Below are 17,548 nucleotides of genomic sequence, written 5' to 3' on the forward strand. Positions count from 1 at the left end.
TTTAGTCAAAGCGATTCCGGCTGACCTCTGAATAAATACCGGGGTTTCCCCCGGTATTCACGGTTACACGCCGAGCAGGCCGATCCAGTATCCAAAGATACCGATCACGAAGAAGCCCATAATAATCCACAGCGCGTTGACTTTACGTCGCAGCAGCCACATACAGCCAAAGGTCAGCAGCAGCGGGATCAGCCCTGGCATCAGCTGGTCAAGAATTGACTGCACGGTGGTGACGGTGGTTTTACCCGTCTGGTCGGTAATGCGTGATACAACCAGCGGCACGTTAACGTGGGTCCATTTGTTAACCAATGCCCCCATCACAAACAGGCCCAGAATCGACGCCCCCTCGGTCAGTTTCTGCAGGAAGCCACCCCCCATATCGCCGACGATATCCACGCCTTTACGGTAGCCGTAAGCCACACCGTAATAGCGAACCAGCATACGAACCAGGTTAAACAGAACAAAGAACAGCAGAGGGCCCAGCAGACTACCGCTCATCGCGATACCGGCTCCCAGCGCGGCGAACACCGGACGAACGGTGCCCCAGAAAATAGGGTCGCCCACCCCAGCCAGCGGACCCATCAGACCCACTTTGATGCCGTTGATTGCCGCATCATCAATCGGTGCGCCGTTAGCACGCTGTTCTTCCATCGCCATGGTTACGCCAAGCACCGGAGCCGCAACGTAAGGGTGGGTGTTAAAGAACTCCAGATGGCGTTTGATTGCCTGCTTACGGTCATCATTGTTTTCAGGGTAGAGGCGACGGATCACCGGAACCATGGAGTAGCAGAAGCCCAGCGCCTGCATACGTTCAAAGTTCCATGAACCCTGGAACAGGTTAGAACGAAGGAACACGCCACGCACATCCCCCGGGGTCAGTTTCTTCTGCGTGCCAGCTGGCGCAGTAGTTGTTGTGGTATCAACCATTTGTTTTCACCCTTTCTTAATCTAATTCGTTATCAAGGTCGTTGGCTACCGGGCCGGAACCCTGTGCACCCGCCACGCGGTTGTACTTCGGTGCCAGCTGGATATACAGAATCGCCATCACCACACCAATCACGCCCAGCGCAACCAGGTTAAAGCTGGTGAAGGCCGCGGTAACGAAACCGAGGTAGAAGAAAGGCATCAGGTAACCTGCGCGCATCATGTTGATGACCATCGCATAACCGACAACCACAATCATGCCACCGGCAATGTTCAGGCCATTGGTGACCACCTCAGGGATAGATTCGAGCATACCCTGAACAACGCTGGTACCCACGGAAACGGCAACGATGATTGCCGGAATGGCGATACGCATTGCCTGCAGAACCAGGGCTGATACGTGGATCCAGGATATAGCGGAGAGGTTGCCTTTTTCGGCCGCTTTATCTGCTGCGTGCTGGAAGGCCACGGTGATAGTACGCACGATAATGGTCAGTACCTGACCAGCCGCGGCCAGCGGAATGGCCAGTGCAATACCGGCACCAACGCTCTGACCTCCGGCGATGACCAGGATAGTCGAAATAATCGAGGCAAGGGCAGCATCAGGGGCAACCGCTGCACCGATGTTCATCCAGCCCAGCGCGATCATTTCCAGCGTACCACCGATAATAATACCGGTTTTCATATCCCCTAAAATCATGCCGATTAAGGTACAGGCCACCAGTGGGCGGTGGAACTGAAACTCATCGAGAATGGAACCCATACCTGCAATACAGGCAACGATAAATATCAGCACAATTTGAAGAGTGGTAATCTCCATTGTACTTCTCCTCTGACATTCGTGAACTGAGTTAAACCTGACTCGTCAGGCAATAAATTATGGCCGGCTTAATGGGCCATTTTGCCAATCAGGTCCATCATTTTAAGACGCTGATCGCTGGAGACCTTACGCACCTCCAGTTCAATACCGCGCTCGTTCAGTTTCTTGAAGGCGACAATATCTTTTTCATCCACCGAAACGGCGTTATTTACCTGCGTTTTGCCCTGACGGAATGCCATACCGCCAATATTGACGCTGGTAATTTTCACGCCGTTTTCCACCAGACGTTCCACATCGGTAGGGTTGGTGAACAGCAACATGACGCGGTCGTTAGCGTATTTCGGGTTATTCCAGACGCGGATCATTTTGGCGATGTCCACCACGTGAGCGGTGACGCCAGGAGGGGCAACCTGAGTCAGCAGGGTTTTACGAACCTGGTCCGCAGCCACCTCATCACTGACCACAATAATGCGGGTGACGTTGGTTTCTTTGGTCCAGCGGGTCGCAACCTGACCATGGATTAAGCGGTCATCAATACGGGCCAGGCCGATCTTCATGTAATCGTTTGGACCCATGGGTTTCTGTGCCGCGGGAGCCGCTTTGGCCGGGGTAGCGGCGACCGGGGCAGGTGCCGGCTCTTTCGCTTTCAGGGCCTTCACCCCTTCGCGGCCTGTTTCTACCGCCATAGCGACCAGTTCATCAAAGGTGGGATCGTCATCGCGTGCCATTAAGGTTTCCACCAGCATCGGGATATTTACCCCGGCGATAACCTCATGGTTTTCTTTATCAACCACGATACGGCTGGCTGCATTGAACGGGCTGCCACCCCAGGTATCGACCAGAAAAAGTACGCCCTGGCTGGTGTCTAAATCGGCCATTCGTGCCTGATATTTCTCAATCAGGGTTTCCGCATTTTCGCCGGGCACAAAATCAATCCACCCCACGTTTTGCTGTTCCCCAAGAAGCATTTCTGCTGTTTTCAGCAGCTGCTCTGCAGCCCAGCCGTGCGTGCCGATGATAATAGCAATAGTCACTTGCTACCTCCTTATACAATAATCTGCGACCCGAAGTACTGGCGAGCCGCGCGAGTATTCAGCCAGATGCCAGAGCAAATAGCATGAATTAAAGGGTGTTTATATTTTGAGCTTTGTTAACGTTCTTTGTCACTGCTTAACGCCACAAACCCAAATTCAGAGACGGGATTTATTTTAGTCCGCGAAAAAATAAATTATGTGACGGTGCTCAGCTATTTAGACGCCGATATCATCTTCTGACGCCTTTGCTTAAAAGAGCAGCACGAAATGACCTGAAAATGTGTAAATGTAAGAAAATATTTTTGACGTAGCCGGTGCAGCTGTTTACAGTAGTGATCCTTATTTTTTACAGGAGTAACGGGCCTCAGCCCTCCCCATGGACTGTCACCGAAGTCGCTTAATCATGCCACCGGGTCATCCGGCCAGTTTCATCCCGTCATCTGACGACAATGTTCATTCCCTCTGTGTTTTCTCACGCTGTGCGATCCTGTGTTCGCCGGCTGCGTTTTCCCGTTCCTTTTTCCGGAGTCTGTAATGGAATTTCTTTTAGACCCCTCAATCTGGGCAGGTCTGCTGACGCTGGTCGTTCTTGAGATCGTACTGGGTATTGATAACCTGGTTTTTATCGCCATTCTTGCCGATAAGCTGCCGCCAAAGCAGCGTGATAAAGCGCGCCTGATTGGTTTGTCACTCGCGCTGATAATGCGTCTGGGTCTGCTGTCACTGATCTCCTGGATGGTGACTCTGACGCGCCCGTTGTTCAGCGTGGGGGAGTTCAGTTTTTCCGGTCGCGATCTAATCCTGCTGATTGGTGGTCTGTTCCTGCTGTTCAAAGCCACCATGGAACTGCATGAGCGGCTGGAGAACCGCGACCATGGAGAAGGGGGCAATAAAGGCTATGCCAGCTTCTGGGCCGTGGTGATCCAAATCGTGGTGCTGGATGCCGTGTTCTCACTGGATGCGGTGATTACCGCTGTGGGCATGGTAAATAACCTGGCGATCATGATGACCGCCGTGGTGATTGCGATGGGTGTGATGCTTCTGGCCTCAAAGCCGTTGACCAACTTCGTCAATGCGCATCCGACGGTGGTGGTGCTGTGCCTGAGCTTCCTGCTGATGATCGGTCTGAGCCTGGTGGCCGAAGGTTTCGGTTTCCATATCCCGAAAGGCTACCTCTACGCGGCGATTGGTTTCTCCATTCTGATCGAACTGTTCAACCAGATCGCACGCATAAACTTTATGCGTAATCAGGCCCGCAAGCCGATGCGTGAAAGAACCGCGGAGGCCATCCTGCGAATGATGGGGGGCCGTCGCAGTCAGGAAGCGAACAATGCAGAAGGTACAGAAGTGTCGGAAATCCTGCCGAAGGAAGCCTTTAAGGATGAAGAACGTTACATGATTAATGGCGTACTCACCCTGGCTTCCCGTTCAGTGCGCAGCATCATGACGCCGCGCGGCGATATCTCCTGGGTCGATGCCACCCGTCCGCTGGATGAAATTCGTATGCAGCTGCTTGATACGCCGCACAGCCTGTTTCCGGTTTGCCGGGGCGAGCTGGATGAAATCATCGGCGTGGTGCGGGCTAAAGAGCTGCTTGTGGCGCTGGATCATGGCATGGATGTGATGACGTTTGCTGCGGCAACGCCGCCAATCATCGTGCCGGAAACGCTGGATCCGATTAACCTGCTGGGCGTGTTACGTCGGGCTAAAGGCAGTTTTGTGGTGGTGACCAGCGAGTTTGGCGTGGTGCAGGGGCTGATTACGCCGCTGGACGTGCTGGAGGCGATTGCCGGTGAGTTCCCGGACGAAGATGAAACGCCGGACATCATTGCTGACGGTGACGGCTGGCTGGTCAAAGGCGGGACGGATTTACATTCGCTGCAGCAGCTGCTGGATACTCAGGTGCTGGTGAATCCGGATGACGATCATGCAACGCTTGCCGGTTTGCTGATTGCGCAGAAAGGGCAGTTGCCACAGGCTGGTGAGGTAATAGAGCTACCCCCGCTGCGTTTCCACATCATTGAAGCCACGGACTACCGTGTCGATCTGGTACGGGTGACTCGTGAGCGAGACCCTCACGATGAAGATCGGGAAGAATAACATCCAACGGGACGGAGCTTTTCGTCCCGGTTTGATCCGGCTCGCAGCAAATAAGTGAGACGATAGCGAAGGAAGGGGGCGAATTTATTCGTCCCCTTTTTTTTATTCAGGCAATCAGGGTCGTTTTATGCTCTCTGAGCCACTCAGGGAAGTCGCCCAGCGGCATTGGACGCGCGTAGAAATATCCCTGCAGCGTATCCACTCCTTTTTCACGCAGATACTCGGCCTGTTCTGCCGTTTCCACGCCTTCAGCCACCAGGCTGATATTCAGACGCTGGGCCAGCGAAATCACCATATCCGTGACTGTGGCGTTGATCGCGTCTGTGCCGATTGCAGCGGTGAAGACCTTATCGATTTTCAGCACGTCAGGGCTCAGCGTCTTCAGATAGGAAAGCGAACTGTGACCGGTGCCGAAGTCGTCAATCGCCAGCTTGACGCCAATTTTATGCAGATGCGACACCACACGTTGATCCACTTCCGGCAGGGAATCACGTTCGGTCAGTTCGACAATCAGCTGTGGTACCGGGTTGGCTGGCCACCAGAACCTCTGCAAATCGTCGATAATTTCACGATCGTGGAAATGGCTGGAAGCGACGTTAATCGCAATATGGAAAGTCGGGCAGGTTGGCAGCACCGGCAGCTGGCGAACCACCTCGCTGAGTACAAAGCGGGTGAGTGGGGCGATCAGATTATGCCGTTCAGCCAGTGGAATAAACACATCCGGAGGTATCCAGCCCTGACGCGGGTTGTGCCAGCGCAGCAGCAGCTCGATGCCGTCGCAGTCGCCGCTGCGTGAGTTAATCAGCGGTTGACAGTAAACCATAAATTCTCGGGCGGTAATGCCGTAGCTGATTTGCCACGACAGGCTCATCCGGTTCGCCGTAGCCAGCCAGACAATATAGCCCATCAGCAGGCTCAGTAGCAAAGCCAGCGGCAACTGGGAAGGGACGGTCATCAGAGCCAGTCGCGTCGGTGCCGGGCCAAATAAGGTAATACTGAACGGATATCGCAGTGAGGATTCCTGATAGCTGACTTCATCTTCAGAAGGGACAGCTTCTTCGATCATCGGATTGCCATATTCCAGGCTCTTACCGCCCACGTTGAAAATGGCACGTTCGACCCAGGGCAGAGTAGGCTCCAGCAGGTAGTTGCTCATCATCTCGATGTTGATCACCTGCAGGATACCGGCGCGGTTATTATTGTCGTGCGGCGTCCACAGTAGCAGGATCGGCGAACCTTTCAGCAGATGCTGGTCGGTGCTGAGCATCATGCGCTGATTATTAACCGCCAGTTCCGGAAAGGAGTTGCTGAAGCTGAGAGTCTTGCGGCCGAAAATACTGGAGCAGTACATGGTGTCTTTATCGACCAGGATAATGGAGCGTACGGTCTGCAGTGAAGCCAGCTTTTCAATCAGCGGGAAGCGCACCTCTTCGCAGGGTAACCCTACCAGACCGAGCGTGTTGTTGGCTGCCACGTCCAGCGGCGAAAACAGGCGGTCAAAACGCTGGATAGCGTTATCTGCAAAAGAGCGGGATTGTTGCTCGATACGGCTTTTTTCTTCAAAGAAACGGAATGCTAAGATGAGGATAAGAACCAATGCGGCAACGACCACAGCGATAAACAATCGCTTGCGGCGGAACTGTCCTAAAACTTCCTGGGACATTTGCATCAGTTAACCACCCTTTGTTCGAAACACGAAAACAGAGACCGAACACCCGTTATCGGCAAAATAAGCAGTAAGTTTAGTCTTATGTGAAAGAAATACGGAATAATTAAAACAGTGACTTATCGCACCGCCCGGTCAGAAACACTCTAGCGTTTTCTGGAATCAGGTGATAGCTGGCGGAGTAATTATTTTTTTATAAATTATAGAAAATACCACCCGAAAAGGGTGGCATTCACCGGTATGATGTCTGTTTCAGAAAATCAGTCGCACTGCACCTTGATTGCCAGGCCGCCGCGGGAGGTCTCCCGGTACTTGGCATTCATATCCTTCCCGGTCTCATACATGGTCTCGATGACCTTATCCAGCGACACGCGCGCTTCGCTGGTCCGGCGCATTGCCATCCTTGCCGAGTTGATCGCTTTGACGGAAGCAATGGCGTTGCGTTCGATGCAGGGCACCTGAACCTGACCAGCAACCGGGTCACAGGTCAGACCGAGGTTGTGCTCCATACCAATCTCCGCAGCCACGCAAACCTGCTCCGGGCTGGCTCCCAGCAGCTCGGCAAGACCGGCCGCCGCCATGGAGCAGGCCACGCCCACTTCCCCCTGGCAACCCACTTCTGCGCCAGAGATCGAAGCATTCATTTTATACAGGATGCCTACTGCGCCAGCCGCGAGGAAATAGCGAATAAAGATGTCCGGGCTGACCGACTGGATAAAGTGATCGTAATAAGCCAGTACCGCCGGAACAATCCCGCAGGCTCCGTTGGTGGGTGCGGTCACCACGCGGCCACCGGCAGCATTCTCTTCGTTAACTGCCAGCGCAAACATATTCACCCAGTCAATCACGTTCATCGGATCGCTGGAGAGTTTGTCCGAAGAGACCAGCAGGCGGCGCAGGGCAGAGGCACGGCGCGGCACGCGAAGCGGACCGGGCAGCACGCCTTCAGTGTTCAGACCGCGATCGATGCAGTCCCGCATGCTCTGCCATACGTCGGCAAAATAGCGCTCAATTTCCGCCTTGCTGTGCAGGGCCAGCTCGTTCTTCATCACCATGCCGGAGAGTGACAAACCGGTTTCGTGACAGTGCGCCAGCATCTCTTTGGCAGAGTTGAAAGGATAGGGCACCGATACTTCATCCAGCGTCGACTGACCGAAATGCTCTTCATCAACGATAAAGCCGCCGCCGATGGAATAATAGGTTTTGCTCCAGACTGGTTTTTCACCAGCAAAAGCGGTAATGCGCATGCCGTTTTCATGCAGGGAAAGGTTATCGCTGCGGAAGACCATTCCGCCTTCGCGTGGGAAGTCTACCTCATGGCGCCCGTTGGCCAGCAACAGTCGCTGACGCTCTTCCACATCACGGATAAAGCCCGGAATACCATCAATATCCACTGACTCAGGAGATGCGCCGGAAAGGCCCATGATAATCGCAATATCGGTATGGTGGCCTTTCCCGGTCAGCGACAGCGAACCGTAAACATCCACGGCAATGCGCGTGACGCTCTCCAGGATGCCCTGACTTACCAAATCGTCGACAAACTGTTTGCCGGCTTTCATTGGGCCCACAGTATGCGAGCTGGAAGGGCCAATGCCGATCTTGAACATGTCGAAAACGCTTATCACACTTTGCTCCTTAACGGGGCTACTGGAACCACCCGGAAACTGATGCACTAATAGTAATCATCCTGAGGCAGATGATCGCATGAAATAAACTAATCAGGTTCAGACAATAAAGTTATGGCAGCAGGCGGCCTGTCAGGCCGTTTTGTGCTGAAGTATGCCTTATCTGAACTAAGGCAAAGCGCGCAGGCTTCCGTAAGCGCCGGGCATCCTGATAATTTGCGCTGCAATATAAAGGATTCGCGCCAATTGTGAAGTGATTTAGTTGGTATAAAGCGCCACTTTATGGTGGTTAATAGCGAAAATGAGATGTCAGGCAGGCAATGCGTCGTTAATTTGTGCAGGAACTGTCTATTTTGCCACCTGCAAGCTGAGCTGGCGGATAATTCCTGCGGTCATGCCCCAGATAAAATAGTCCCCAAACCAGGAGAGCCAGACGCGATGGCCGATTCCGTTGCGCTGGATATCAAGCGAAGAGTAGCGGCTCAGCCTCAGCGCCTCCTGCAGTGGCATTTCAAAGACAGACTCCACTTCAACTTCACTGGCGTGCCAGCTGAGGGTATCCGGCAGGATGCCGACAACGGGCGTAACCTGAAAGCCGGTACTGCTGGTGACCACTGGCAGCACGCCGACGACGCGCACGCTGGCTGGTGGGATCGCCACTTCTTCTTCTGCTTCGCGCAGGGCGGTAGCGATCAGCGAGTTATCTTCAGGATCCATCATGCCGCCGGGAAACGCGACCTGTCCTGCGTGTTTTCTCAGCGTGGCGGCGCGCCGTGTCAGCAGCAGCGTGGGACGGGGACGATCGATAATGGGCACCAGCACGGCTGCCCGGCGGGCTGGCATTATCGCCGTCTGAACTTCCGGGAGCTGGAGCACAAACCGGCTCATGAACTGATCCAGCGTCAGATGATTATCCGCCATCGCGCTGTTCCAGGCAGGGAAGAATGCGATTCAGTTTGTCGTAGGTTTCCTGATATTCGGCCTGTTCGACGCTGTCGGCCACTACTCCGCCTCCGGCGGTACAATAGAGCTGGCCTGCTTCGGCGGTCAGCGTGCGGATAGTGATACTGGTATCCATCCGGCCACAGACGCTGAGATAGCCGATGCTGCCACACCAGGCATTGCGGCGATGGGGTTCCAGCTCATCGATGATTTCCATCGCGCGGACTTTGGGCGCACCGGTAATCGAGCCACCGGGAAAACAGGCACGCAGCAGATCGCAGGCGGTCAGTTCCGGCTTCAGCCTGGCAGTTATCGTGCTGACAAGGTGATGCACTGCGGGGAACTGTTCCACCACAAACAGTTCCGGCACCTGTACGCTGCCAGGCAGGGCAACGCGGCCAATATCGTTGCGCAGCAGATCGACGATCATCACATTCTCTGCCCGATCCTTAGGGGAATTCGCCAGCTTATCAGCCTGCTCCCGATCAGCCTGCGGGTCGCTGAGGCGGGGAAGTGTGCCTTTAATTGGCCGGGTTTCCACTGTCCCTGCCCCGATTTTCAGGAAGCGCTCCGGTGACAGGCTCAGAACAGCGCTACCCGGTAACCGGAGAAAGGCGCTGAAAGGCGCCCGGTTCTGCTGATTCAGCAGGTTGAAAGCCTGCCACTCATCCCCCTGGTAGCCTGCCTGAAAGCGCTGGGCAAGATTGATCTGATAGCAGTCTCCGCTCCGCAGCAGCTCCTGCACGCGGCGGAATTTCTCCCCATACTGCTCGCGGGTCATATTCGACAACCACGGGCTGGTCAGCCGGAAGGGCATAGCCTGCTGACGTGGTTGCAGGGCGTGCAGCCAGTTCAGCCGGACCTGTGCTTTGCCATGGTCAATCAGCGTCAGCGTTTTAAGGTGATGATCGGCTACCAATGCCCAGTCATAAATTCCCACAGCCATATCCGGTGTATGAAGATCCTGTTCAGCCTGCTGCGGCAGTTTTTCGAACCGGCGGCCCAAATCATAGCCGAACAGTCCCACTGCGCCCCCCTGGAAGGGAGAGTCGCTGCGCTCATCTGCCTCAAGCCCACACTCCTGCAGAGCATTCTGCAGGAGTGTCAGGGGGTCTTCGTGACTTTCAATCAGGCTTCCGGCACTCTGCACGCGGGTGAGTTCACCCACGGTAGTCAGGGTTTTTAGCGGTTCGGCCACCATGATATCGCAGCGATTATCGCTGTGCTCGGCAAAACCGGAATGCAGCAGCATCGACCAGGGATGGTCAGACACACAAGCAAACAGATCCCCGAGCGCTTCCGGGGTATACTTCAGGGGATAATAAACAGCTGACATAGATTTTAAGCAGATCGAGACATTAACAGGCCGCAAGCCTGGCATATTTTTCTGCTGCTGGCATCTGTTTGTTCCGCGCGGAATCATCCGCGCTACCTGACAGGAGTACATATGATTACTGGTTTACCGGCGCTTTCCCACGAGCAGCAGCAACAGGCGGTGGAACGCATTCAGGAGCTGATGGCCGAAGGCATGAGCAGCGGGCAGGCTATCCAACTGGTGGCGGCGGAAATCCGCGAAACGCACACCGGAGGCATGATTGCTGCCCGTTTTGAAGATGAAGACGAAGAAGATGACGCGGAGTAATTGTGAAACGTAAGGCGGGCTGGCAGAAGAAGACGCCCCCTCTCCTGACGCGCCTTTATTGCGTTCTGCTGTTTTGCTGCGGCCCGATTGCTATGACTCAGGCCGCAGGCATTCCTTCAGGTTTTAAAGAAGAGACCTTCGCCACCAGTGATTCCGCTGGCAACTTCCATTACTTTATCTCCGGTGAGGATGCTGACAAAAATACCACCTCGGTGTTAATTGTGATGCACGGCCATCCGCGTGATGTCGGCAACACCCTCAGCGCTGCTTTACAGGCTGCCAGCGGTAATCCCGCAGCCAGCAACATTCCCATTATTGCTCCGTTATTTCAGGTTTCTGCCGCTCAGTCGGTGCATTGTCATTCGTCCGGTCTGCCAGCAACATTGCCTGATGACGCCCTCTGGAACTGCCACTCATGGCTCGATGGCGGCCTGGACATCAGCGGCAAATTGAGTGCTTTCGGTGCTCTCGATCAACTGGTGGCCCATCTCAGGCATCGCTGGCCTTCACTGCGGCAGGTCACGCTGGCAGGCTTTTCAGCTGGCGGACAGTTTGTACAGCATTATGTTGCCTTCGCCAGACCGCCGGAAGGGATCCGGATGCGTTATGTGATTGGCGATCCGGGAAGCTGGCTCTATTTTGATAAGCGACCGGTAATGCCGGACTGCAAGACGGCGAATGACTGGAAGTATGGCCTGGACAATGTCCCTGAATGGCTGAAAAACGATGTTACCGGTGCGCGGGAACGCTATCGCTCTGCAGATATCAGCTATCTGGAAGGGGGTAACGATAGGGGCAAAGGACGGGGAGTGTATTACCGCATTCTGGATAAATCATGCGCGGCAAACAGCCAGGGAAATTACCGGTTGGATCGGGGGGAGAACTACACGCAGTACGATCGTGATGTCCTCAAACCGGTCAGGCCGCATCAGCTGACAGTGGTGGACGGCTGTCGGCATGATGTCCGCTGCGTATTCCCTTCACCAGCCGGCAGACAGGTGCTTTTCGCGTCGTCACGCTGAAGCACCATGGTAATTACTTAGCGGCGACGATCTTGATTTCGACCAGATATCTTGGATTCATCAGCCCGGCCTGCACGGTACAACGTACTGGCGCATTACCTGGTGAAACCCAGGCATCCCACGCACGGTTCATCGCCGGGAAATCATCCTTGTTCACCAGAAAGATGGTGGCATCCAGAATACGGCTTTTGTCCGAACCTACACGGGTCAGAATACGGTCGATCACCGCCAGCGCGTTAGCCGTTTGCGCCTCAGCACTCTCATCCAGATTCTCCGGTACGCTGGTGTAGTAAACCGTGTCGTTATGAATAACCACTTCAGACATGCGGTGTTCCGGATCGAGACGTTCAATGCTCATCAGTTTTCCCTCTTGCAGATCGCTGTAAATTTGCCGCTAGCCTGCCATAAATTCTCCCCGGCTGTCACCTTAAGGGTGGAGTGAGGGCGTGGATACTGACATAATAAACAGTGTTTTTATTCCGGCAGTGAGGAAGTGTGGCAGACGATTTTGCAGCAGATGGCGCGCTGGCGCAGGCTATTCCCGGTTTCAGACCGCGTGAACCCCAGCGGCAGATGGCAGAGGCGGTCAGCAGGGCAATTGAAGAGCGGCATGAGCTGGTGGTGGAAGCCGGAACAGGCACGGGTAAAACCTATGCGTATCTGGCACCGGCGTTGCGTTCTGGCAAAAAAGTGATCGTCTCCACCGGTTCTAAAGCTCTGCAGGATCAGCTTTACAGCCGCGATTTGCCGACTGTTGCCCGCGCACTCAAATTCAAAGGTTCAATGGCGCTGCTGAAGGGGCGCTCCAACTACCTGTGTCTGGAGCGGCTTGAGCAACAGTCGATGGCCGGTGGCGAGCTGGTCGCTCAGGCGATGAGCGATCTGGTACATCTGCGTGGCTGGTCGATTGAGACCGTGGATGGCGATATCAGCACCTGTGGAGGCGTGGCGGAAGACAGTACGGTCTGGCCACTGGTCACCAGCACCAACGATAACTGCCTGGGCAGCGACTGTCCGCAGTATCAGGACTGCTTTGTAGTGAAAGCCCGTCGCAAAGCGATGGACGCTGATGTGGTGGTGGTCAACCACCATCTGTTCCTGGCAGACATGGTGGTGAAGGAGAGCGGCTTTGCCGAGCTGATCCCCGAGGCCGACGTGATGATCTTCGATGAAGCCCATCAGGTCCCGGATATCGCCAGCCAGTATTTCGGGCAACAGCTCTCCAGCAAGCAGCTGATCGACCTCGCCAAAGACATAACCATTGCCTACCGCACTGAAATCCGGGATATGCAGCAGCTGCAAAAGTCTGCTGACCGGCTGGCGCAGAGCGCGCAGGATTTCCGTCTGGCACTGGGGGATCCTGGTTTTCGCGGTAACTTGCGGGATCTGCTGAACAACCCCTCTATTCAGCGTTCGCTGCTGCTGCTCGATGACGCACTTGAACTGTGTTACGACGTGGCGAAAATGGCACTCGGTCGCTCCGCATTGCTTGATGCTGCCTTTGACAGGGCTGCGCTCTATCGCGGCAGGCTGAAGCGCCTGAAGGATGTCAGCCAGCCGGGTTTCAGCTACTGGTATGAGTGCAATTCCCGCCACTTCGTGCTGGCCCTGACGCCATTATCGGTCTCTGAACGCTTCCGTGAAGTGATGAATGAACGGCCTGCCAGCTGGATTTTCACCTCGGCAACGCTGGCGGTAAATGAGCAGATGACGCATTTTGTCGACCGCCTCGGCGTCAGTAAGGCCAGGACAATGATCCTCGACAGCCCGTTTGATTTCGCCAGCCAGGCGTTGCTCTGCGTGCCGCGTAATTTGCCGTCGCCTAACCAACCAGGCAGCGCACGACAGATGGCTCAGATGCTGCTGCCGCTGATTGAGGCCAATAACGGCCGCTGCTTCTTTCTCTGTACCTCGCACCAGATGATGCGCGATCTGGCCGAGCAGTTTCGCGCGATGTTGACATTACCTGTCCTGTTGCAGGGAGAAACCAGTAAAGGCCAACTGCTGAAGCAGTTTATTGCCGCGGGCAACGCCTTGCTGGTAGCCACCAGTAGCTTCTGGGAAGGGGTGGACGTACGGGGTGACGTGTTGTCGCTGGTGATCATCGACAAACTGCCGTTCACTTCGCCGGACGATCCGCTACTGAAAGCGAGAATGGAAGACTGCAAGCTGCGTGGTGGCGATCCTTTTGATGAGGTACAGCTTCCGGATGCGGTAATCACTTTGAAACAGGGCGTCGGGCGTTTAATCCGCGATGTCGACGATCGCGGCGTACTGGTGATTTGCGATAACCGGCTGGTGATGCGTCCTTATGGCGCTGTTTTTCTTAACAGTCTGCCCCCCACGCCACGCACACGTGATATTCAGCAGGCGGTTGAATTCCTCAAGCCGCGACAGTAATTTTCCGCGCAGTATGCTATGCTGCGCGCCGAAATTTTTATCCCGCCAGAGGTAAGTATGTCCACGCGAATTTTGGCTATTGATACGGCGACAGAAGCCTGTTCAGTTGCTCTGCTGAAAGATGATCAGATAACGGCTCACTTCGAGCTTTGTGCGCGCGAACATACGCAGCGCATCCTGCCACTGGTCCGGAATATTTTGCAGCAGCGGCAGACAGCCTTAACCGATCTGGACGCCTTAGCTTTTGGTCAGGGGCCGGGCAGTTTTACCGGCGTTCGCATCGGCATTGGTATTGCTCAGGGGCTGGCACTGGGTGCGGCGCTGCCGATGGTGGGTGTATCAACGCTGAAAACCATGGCGCAGAGCGCCTGGCGACTGACCGGAGCGACCCGCGTGCTGGCAGCCATTGATGCACGAATGGGAGAGGTCTACTGGGCCGAATACCAGCGTGACGAAAAAGGCAACTGGCAGGGCGAAGACACGGAAGCGGTGCTCAAGCCGGAAGCGGCACAGCAACGTATGGAACAACTGGACGGCGAGTGGGCGCTGGTGGGGACTGGCTGGAAGGCTTATCCGCAACTGGCTGCTTCGGGCTCGCTGGCACTCCAGACGACAGGAGTTGAGCTGCCATGCGCGGAAGACATGATCCCGCTGGCGGTGGCTGCTCTGGCAGAAGGCAAAGCGGTGGCGGTTGAAAACGCCGAACCAACCTATTTGCGCAATGAAGTGGCATGGAAAAAATTGCCGGGACGCGAGTAACCGCAGCAACTAATCAGTGGCGGTGAAGTCCAAGCTAACAGGACTGGGAGAACTTTATGCGTAAACGTGTTTTGTTGCAGTTAGGAAGTTTAGTTTTGGCCTCGGCTCTGCTGGCGGGCTGTGTCAGCGTACCGGATTCAGTGCGGGGCACTTCACCGACACCACAGCAGGATTTGGTGCGTGTGCTTAACGCGCCGCAGATCTATGTCGGGCAGGAGTCGCGCTTCGGTGGGCGGGTGGTAAAGGTCACCAATAAAAACGGCATGACCCGGCTGGAAATTGCCGCCATGCGCCTTGATGACACCGCCAGACCGGTATTAGGAAGCCCGTCGATTGGTCGTATTTATGCGGACATTAACGGATTTGTCGATCCGGTTGATTTTAATAATCAGATGGTCACCGTAGTCGGGCCGATAAAAGGCACCGAAAAAGGTGAAGTGGGTCAGGCGACCTATAACTTTATTACGGTCAATGTTACTGGTTATCAGCGCTGGCACCTGACCCAGCAGATAGTCACGCCACCTCAGCCCATCGATCCGTGGATTTGGTATGGTCCGCCCCCGGGCCGTCATCGTGGTGGCTACTGGGGACCCGCTCCGGGTTATGGTTTCTATAATCAGGGACCGGCTCAGGTACAGACGATCCTGACGGAATAACAGGTTTTACTCTTTAGCGACCCGGCGGCTGCACCTCAGTTGCCGGGTCGTTTTTTATTGGTTGTCTCAGGATGAGATAAATTTAGTGATGGGCTTCGCAACCTCGCAACAGAGAAATGAGCTAACTGGTACGCTGAGTTAAAATAATGTTAATAAAAGCGTTCAGACGGGCTTGCGATGACAACGAATAATAATTTCCGAGGTGTTTCCTTGAATAAGGTCTGGTTAAACCGTTATCCGGCTGACGTACCGGCAGAGATCAGTGCTGACCGCTATACGTCCCTTATCGATCTGTTTGAGCAAGCGGCTAAACGCTACGCCGATCAGCCAGCCTTCATCAATATGGGGCAGGCGATGACATTTCGTAAGCTGGAAGAGCGCAGTCGTGCCTTCGCTGCTTACCTGCAACAAGGTCTGGGGCTGAAGAAGGGCGATCGCGTGGCGCTGATGATGCCAAACCTGCTGCAATACCCGATTGCCCTGTTTGGTATTCTCCGGGCCGGGATGATTGTGGTGAATGTGAATCCGCTTTATACGCCGCGTGAGCTGGAGCACCAGCTTAATGACAGCGGTGCCAGCGCGATTGTCATCGTCTCCAATTTCGCTCACACGCTGGAAAAAGTCGTCGCCAAAACGCAGGTGAAACACGTTATCCTGACCCGTCTGGGCGATCAGCTCTCCCCGGCGAAAGCCACGCTGGTGAACTTCGTGGTGAAATACATCAAGCGGCTGGTGCCGAAATATCATCTGCCGGATGCCATCTCGTTCCGCAGCGCGCTGCAGAAAGGTTACCGGATGCAATATGTGCGGCCTGAAATCGTCAATGATGACCTGGCTTTCCTGCAATACACTGGCGGTACCACCGGCGTTGCCAAAGGTGCGATGCTTACCCACCGCAATATGCAGGCCAATCTGGAACAGACCAAAGCGACCTACGGTTCACTGCTGAAGGATGGCAAAGAGACGGTGGTAACCGCGCTGCCGCTGTATCATATTTTTGCGCTGACGGTGAACTGCCTGCTGTTTATCGATCTGGGCGGGGCCAACCTGCTGATCACCAACCCACGCGATATACCCGGTCTGGTGAAGGAGCTGTCAAAAGTCCGCTTCACGGCAATTACCGGCGTGAATACGCTGTTCAACGCGCTGCTCAATGATAAAGATTTCCAGCAGCTGGATTTTTCCAGCCTCAGCCTGTCGGCGGGGGGCGGGATGTCAGTGCAGAAAGCCGTCGCCGAACGTTGGGAAAAACTGACCGGCCACTATCTACTGGAGGGCTATGGCCTGACAGAGTGTTCACCGCTGGTTTCGGTTAACCCTTATGATATTCGCTACCATAGCGGCAGCATTGGTCTGCCGGTCCCGTCTACCGATATCAGGCTGGTGAACGATCAGGGTGACGAAGTGGCCGAAGGCGAACCGGGTGAGCTGTGCATCAAAGGGCCGCAGGTGATGCTGGGCTACTGGCATCGGCCAGATGCGACGGATGAAGTGCTGAAAAATGGATGGCTTCACAGCGGCGATATTGTTACCGTTGACCATGAAGGCTTCATCCGCATTGTTGACCGTAAAAAGGACATGATCCTGGTGTCCGGTTTTAACGTCTACCCGAATGAAATTGAAGATGTGCTGATGCTCCACCCGAAAGTGCGTGAAGCTGCTGCCATTGGCGTGCCTAATGAGGTATCCGGGGAGACGGTGAAGGTTTGCGTGGTGAAAAAAGATGACTCGCTGACCAAAGAAGAGCTGATTGCCCACTGTAAGAAACATCTCACCGGGTATAAAATCCCCAGACTTGTTGAGTTCCGGGAAGAGCTACCGAAAACTAACGTCGGGAAGATTCTGCGACGTGAATTGCGTGACGAAGCAATGAAAACGGCCAAAGCCAGTTAACAGCTTCTGTTCACGTTGAGTGTTTAAACGCCGGTTAAGCCGGCGTTTTTATTGATTGACTGAGG

15 protein-coding genes are annotated in these 17,548 nt (G+C 54.8%); 7 read left to right on the forward strand and 8 right to left on the reverse strand.

Going from position 1 to position 17,548, the window contains the following annotated elements:
- Positions 1 to 63: 63 nt before the first annotated feature.
- The 3 genes from GSQ70_RS24065 to manX all read right to left on the reverse strand — a co-directional run bounded on the left by GSQ70_RS24065 (position 64) and on the right by manX (position 2,778).
- Complete coding sequence (locus GSQ70_RS24065; protein ID WP_158784873.1) at positions 64 to 927, reverse strand: PTS mannose transporter subunit IID; 864 nt, start codon at positions 925 to 927, stop codon at positions 64 to 66.
- Positions 928 to 943: 16 nt separating this feature from the next.
- On the reverse strand, positions 944 to 1,744 hold the full coding sequence (locus tag GSQ70_RS24070) for a PTS mannose/fructose/sorbose transporter subunit IIC (RefSeq protein ID WP_158784874.1): 801 nt from the start codon (positions 1,742 to 1,744) through the stop codon (positions 944 to 946).
- Positions 1,745 to 1,812: 68 nt separating this feature from the next.
- Positions 1,813 to 2,778: a PTS mannose transporter subunit IIAB gene (gene manX / locus GSQ70_RS24075; RefSeq protein ID WP_158784875.1), complete on the reverse strand. Its 966-nt coding sequence runs from the start codon at positions 2,776 to 2,778 to the stop codon at positions 1,813 to 1,815.
- A gap of 534 nt (positions 2,779 to 3,312) precedes the next feature.
- On the opposite strand from manX, the gene GSQ70_RS24080 reads away from it, so the two are divergent.
- A complete protein-coding gene (locus tag GSQ70_RS24080; protein ID WP_158784876.1) occupies positions 3,313 to 4,878 on the forward strand; it encodes a TerC family protein in 1,566 nt (521 codons plus the stop codon).
- Positions 4,879 to 4,984: 106 nt separating this feature from the next.
- Here the strand turns inward: GSQ70_RS24080 and GSQ70_RS24085 are convergent, their stop codons facing one another.
- From GSQ70_RS24085 to pabB, 4 genes are all read right to left on the reverse strand, one after another.
- On the reverse strand, positions 4,985 to 6,547 hold the full coding sequence (locus GSQ70_RS24085; RefSeq protein WP_158784877.1) for an EAL domain-containing protein: 1,563 nt from the start codon (positions 6,545 to 6,547) through the stop codon (positions 4,985 to 4,987).
- 257 nt (positions 6,548 to 6,804) lie between these two features.
- The gene (gene sdaA / locus GSQ70_RS24090) at positions 6,805 to 8,169 is read right to left on the reverse strand and encodes an L-serine ammonia-lyase (RefSeq protein ID WP_158784878.1); all 1,365 of its coding nucleotides are present in this window, start codon (positions 8,167 to 8,169) and stop codon (positions 6,805 to 6,807) included.
- A gap of 348 nt (positions 8,170 to 8,517) precedes the next feature.
- Entirely contained in the window at positions 8,518 to 9,090 is a 573-nt protein-coding gene (locus tag GSQ70_RS24095; protein ID WP_158784879.1) for a CoA pyrophosphatase, read from the reverse strand.
- A complete protein-coding gene (gene pabB, locus GSQ70_RS24100) occupies positions 9,080 to 10,447 on the reverse strand; it encodes an aminodeoxychorismate synthase component 1 (protein ID WP_158784880.1) in 1,368 nt (455 codons plus the stop codon). Before pabB ends, GSQ70_RS24095 begins: the two co-directional genes overlap by 11 nt.
- Positions 10,448 to 10,558: 111 nt before the next feature.
- Between pabB and GSQ70_RS24105 the strand changes: the two genes are divergently transcribed.
- Together GSQ70_RS24105 and GSQ70_RS24110 are read left to right on the forward strand one after the other, a co-directional pair.
- Positions 10,559 to 10,753 carry a YoaH family protein gene (locus GSQ70_RS24105; protein ID WP_158784881.1) on the forward strand — a complete coding sequence of 65 codons (195 nt, stop codon included), beginning with the start codon at positions 10,559 to 10,561 and terminating at the stop codon, positions 10,751 to 10,753.
- 2 nt (positions 10,754 to 10,755) lie between these two features.
- Entirely contained in the window at positions 10,756 to 11,775 is a 1,020-nt protein-coding gene (locus GSQ70_RS24110) for a hypothetical protein (protein WP_233268483.1), read from the forward strand.
- 13 nt (positions 11,776 to 11,788) lie between these two features.
- Here the strand turns inward: GSQ70_RS24110 and GSQ70_RS24115 are convergent, their stop codons facing one another.
- A complete protein-coding gene (locus tag GSQ70_RS24115) occupies positions 11,789 to 12,133 on the reverse strand; it encodes a RidA family protein (RefSeq protein WP_158784882.1) in 345 nt (114 codons plus the stop codon).
- 137 nt (positions 12,134 to 12,270) lie between these two features.
- Between GSQ70_RS24115 and GSQ70_RS24120 the strand changes: the two genes are divergently transcribed.
- The 4 genes from GSQ70_RS24120 to fadD all read left to right on the forward strand — a co-directional run bounded on the left by GSQ70_RS24120 (position 12,271) and on the right by fadD (position 17,483).
- The gene (locus tag GSQ70_RS24120) at positions 12,271 to 14,175 is read left to right on the forward strand and encodes an ATP-dependent DNA helicase (protein ID WP_158784883.1); all 1,905 of its coding nucleotides are present in this window, start codon (positions 12,271 to 12,273) and stop codon (positions 14,173 to 14,175) included.
- Positions 14,176 to 14,232: 57 nt separating this feature from the next.
- Positions 14,233 to 14,934, forward strand: coding sequence for a tRNA (adenosine(37)-N6)-threonylcarbamoyltransferase complex dimerization subunit type 1 TsaB (gene tsaB, locus GSQ70_RS24125; protein WP_199257305.1), 702 nt, complete (start codon positions 14,233 to 14,235; stop codon positions 14,932 to 14,934).
- A gap of 56 nt (positions 14,935 to 14,990) precedes the next feature.
- Complete coding sequence (locus tag GSQ70_RS24130; RefSeq protein WP_158784885.1) at positions 14,991 to 15,590, forward strand: Slp family lipoprotein; 600 nt, start codon at positions 14,991 to 14,993, stop codon at positions 15,588 to 15,590.
- 210 nt (positions 15,591 to 15,800) lie between these two features.
- The gene (gene fadD / locus GSQ70_RS24135; protein ID WP_158784886.1) at positions 15,801 to 17,483 is read left to right on the forward strand and encodes a long-chain-fatty-acid--CoA ligase FadD; all 1,683 of its coding nucleotides are present in this window, start codon (positions 15,801 to 15,803) and stop codon (positions 17,481 to 17,483) included.
- The last annotated feature ends 65 nt before the right edge of the window (positions 17,484 to 17,548 follow it).

Source organism: Pantoea sp. BAV 3049 (genome assembly GCF_009765445.1).
Taxonomy (GTDB): domain Bacteria; phylum Pseudomonadota; class Gammaproteobacteria; order Enterobacterales; family Enterobacteriaceae; genus Erwinia.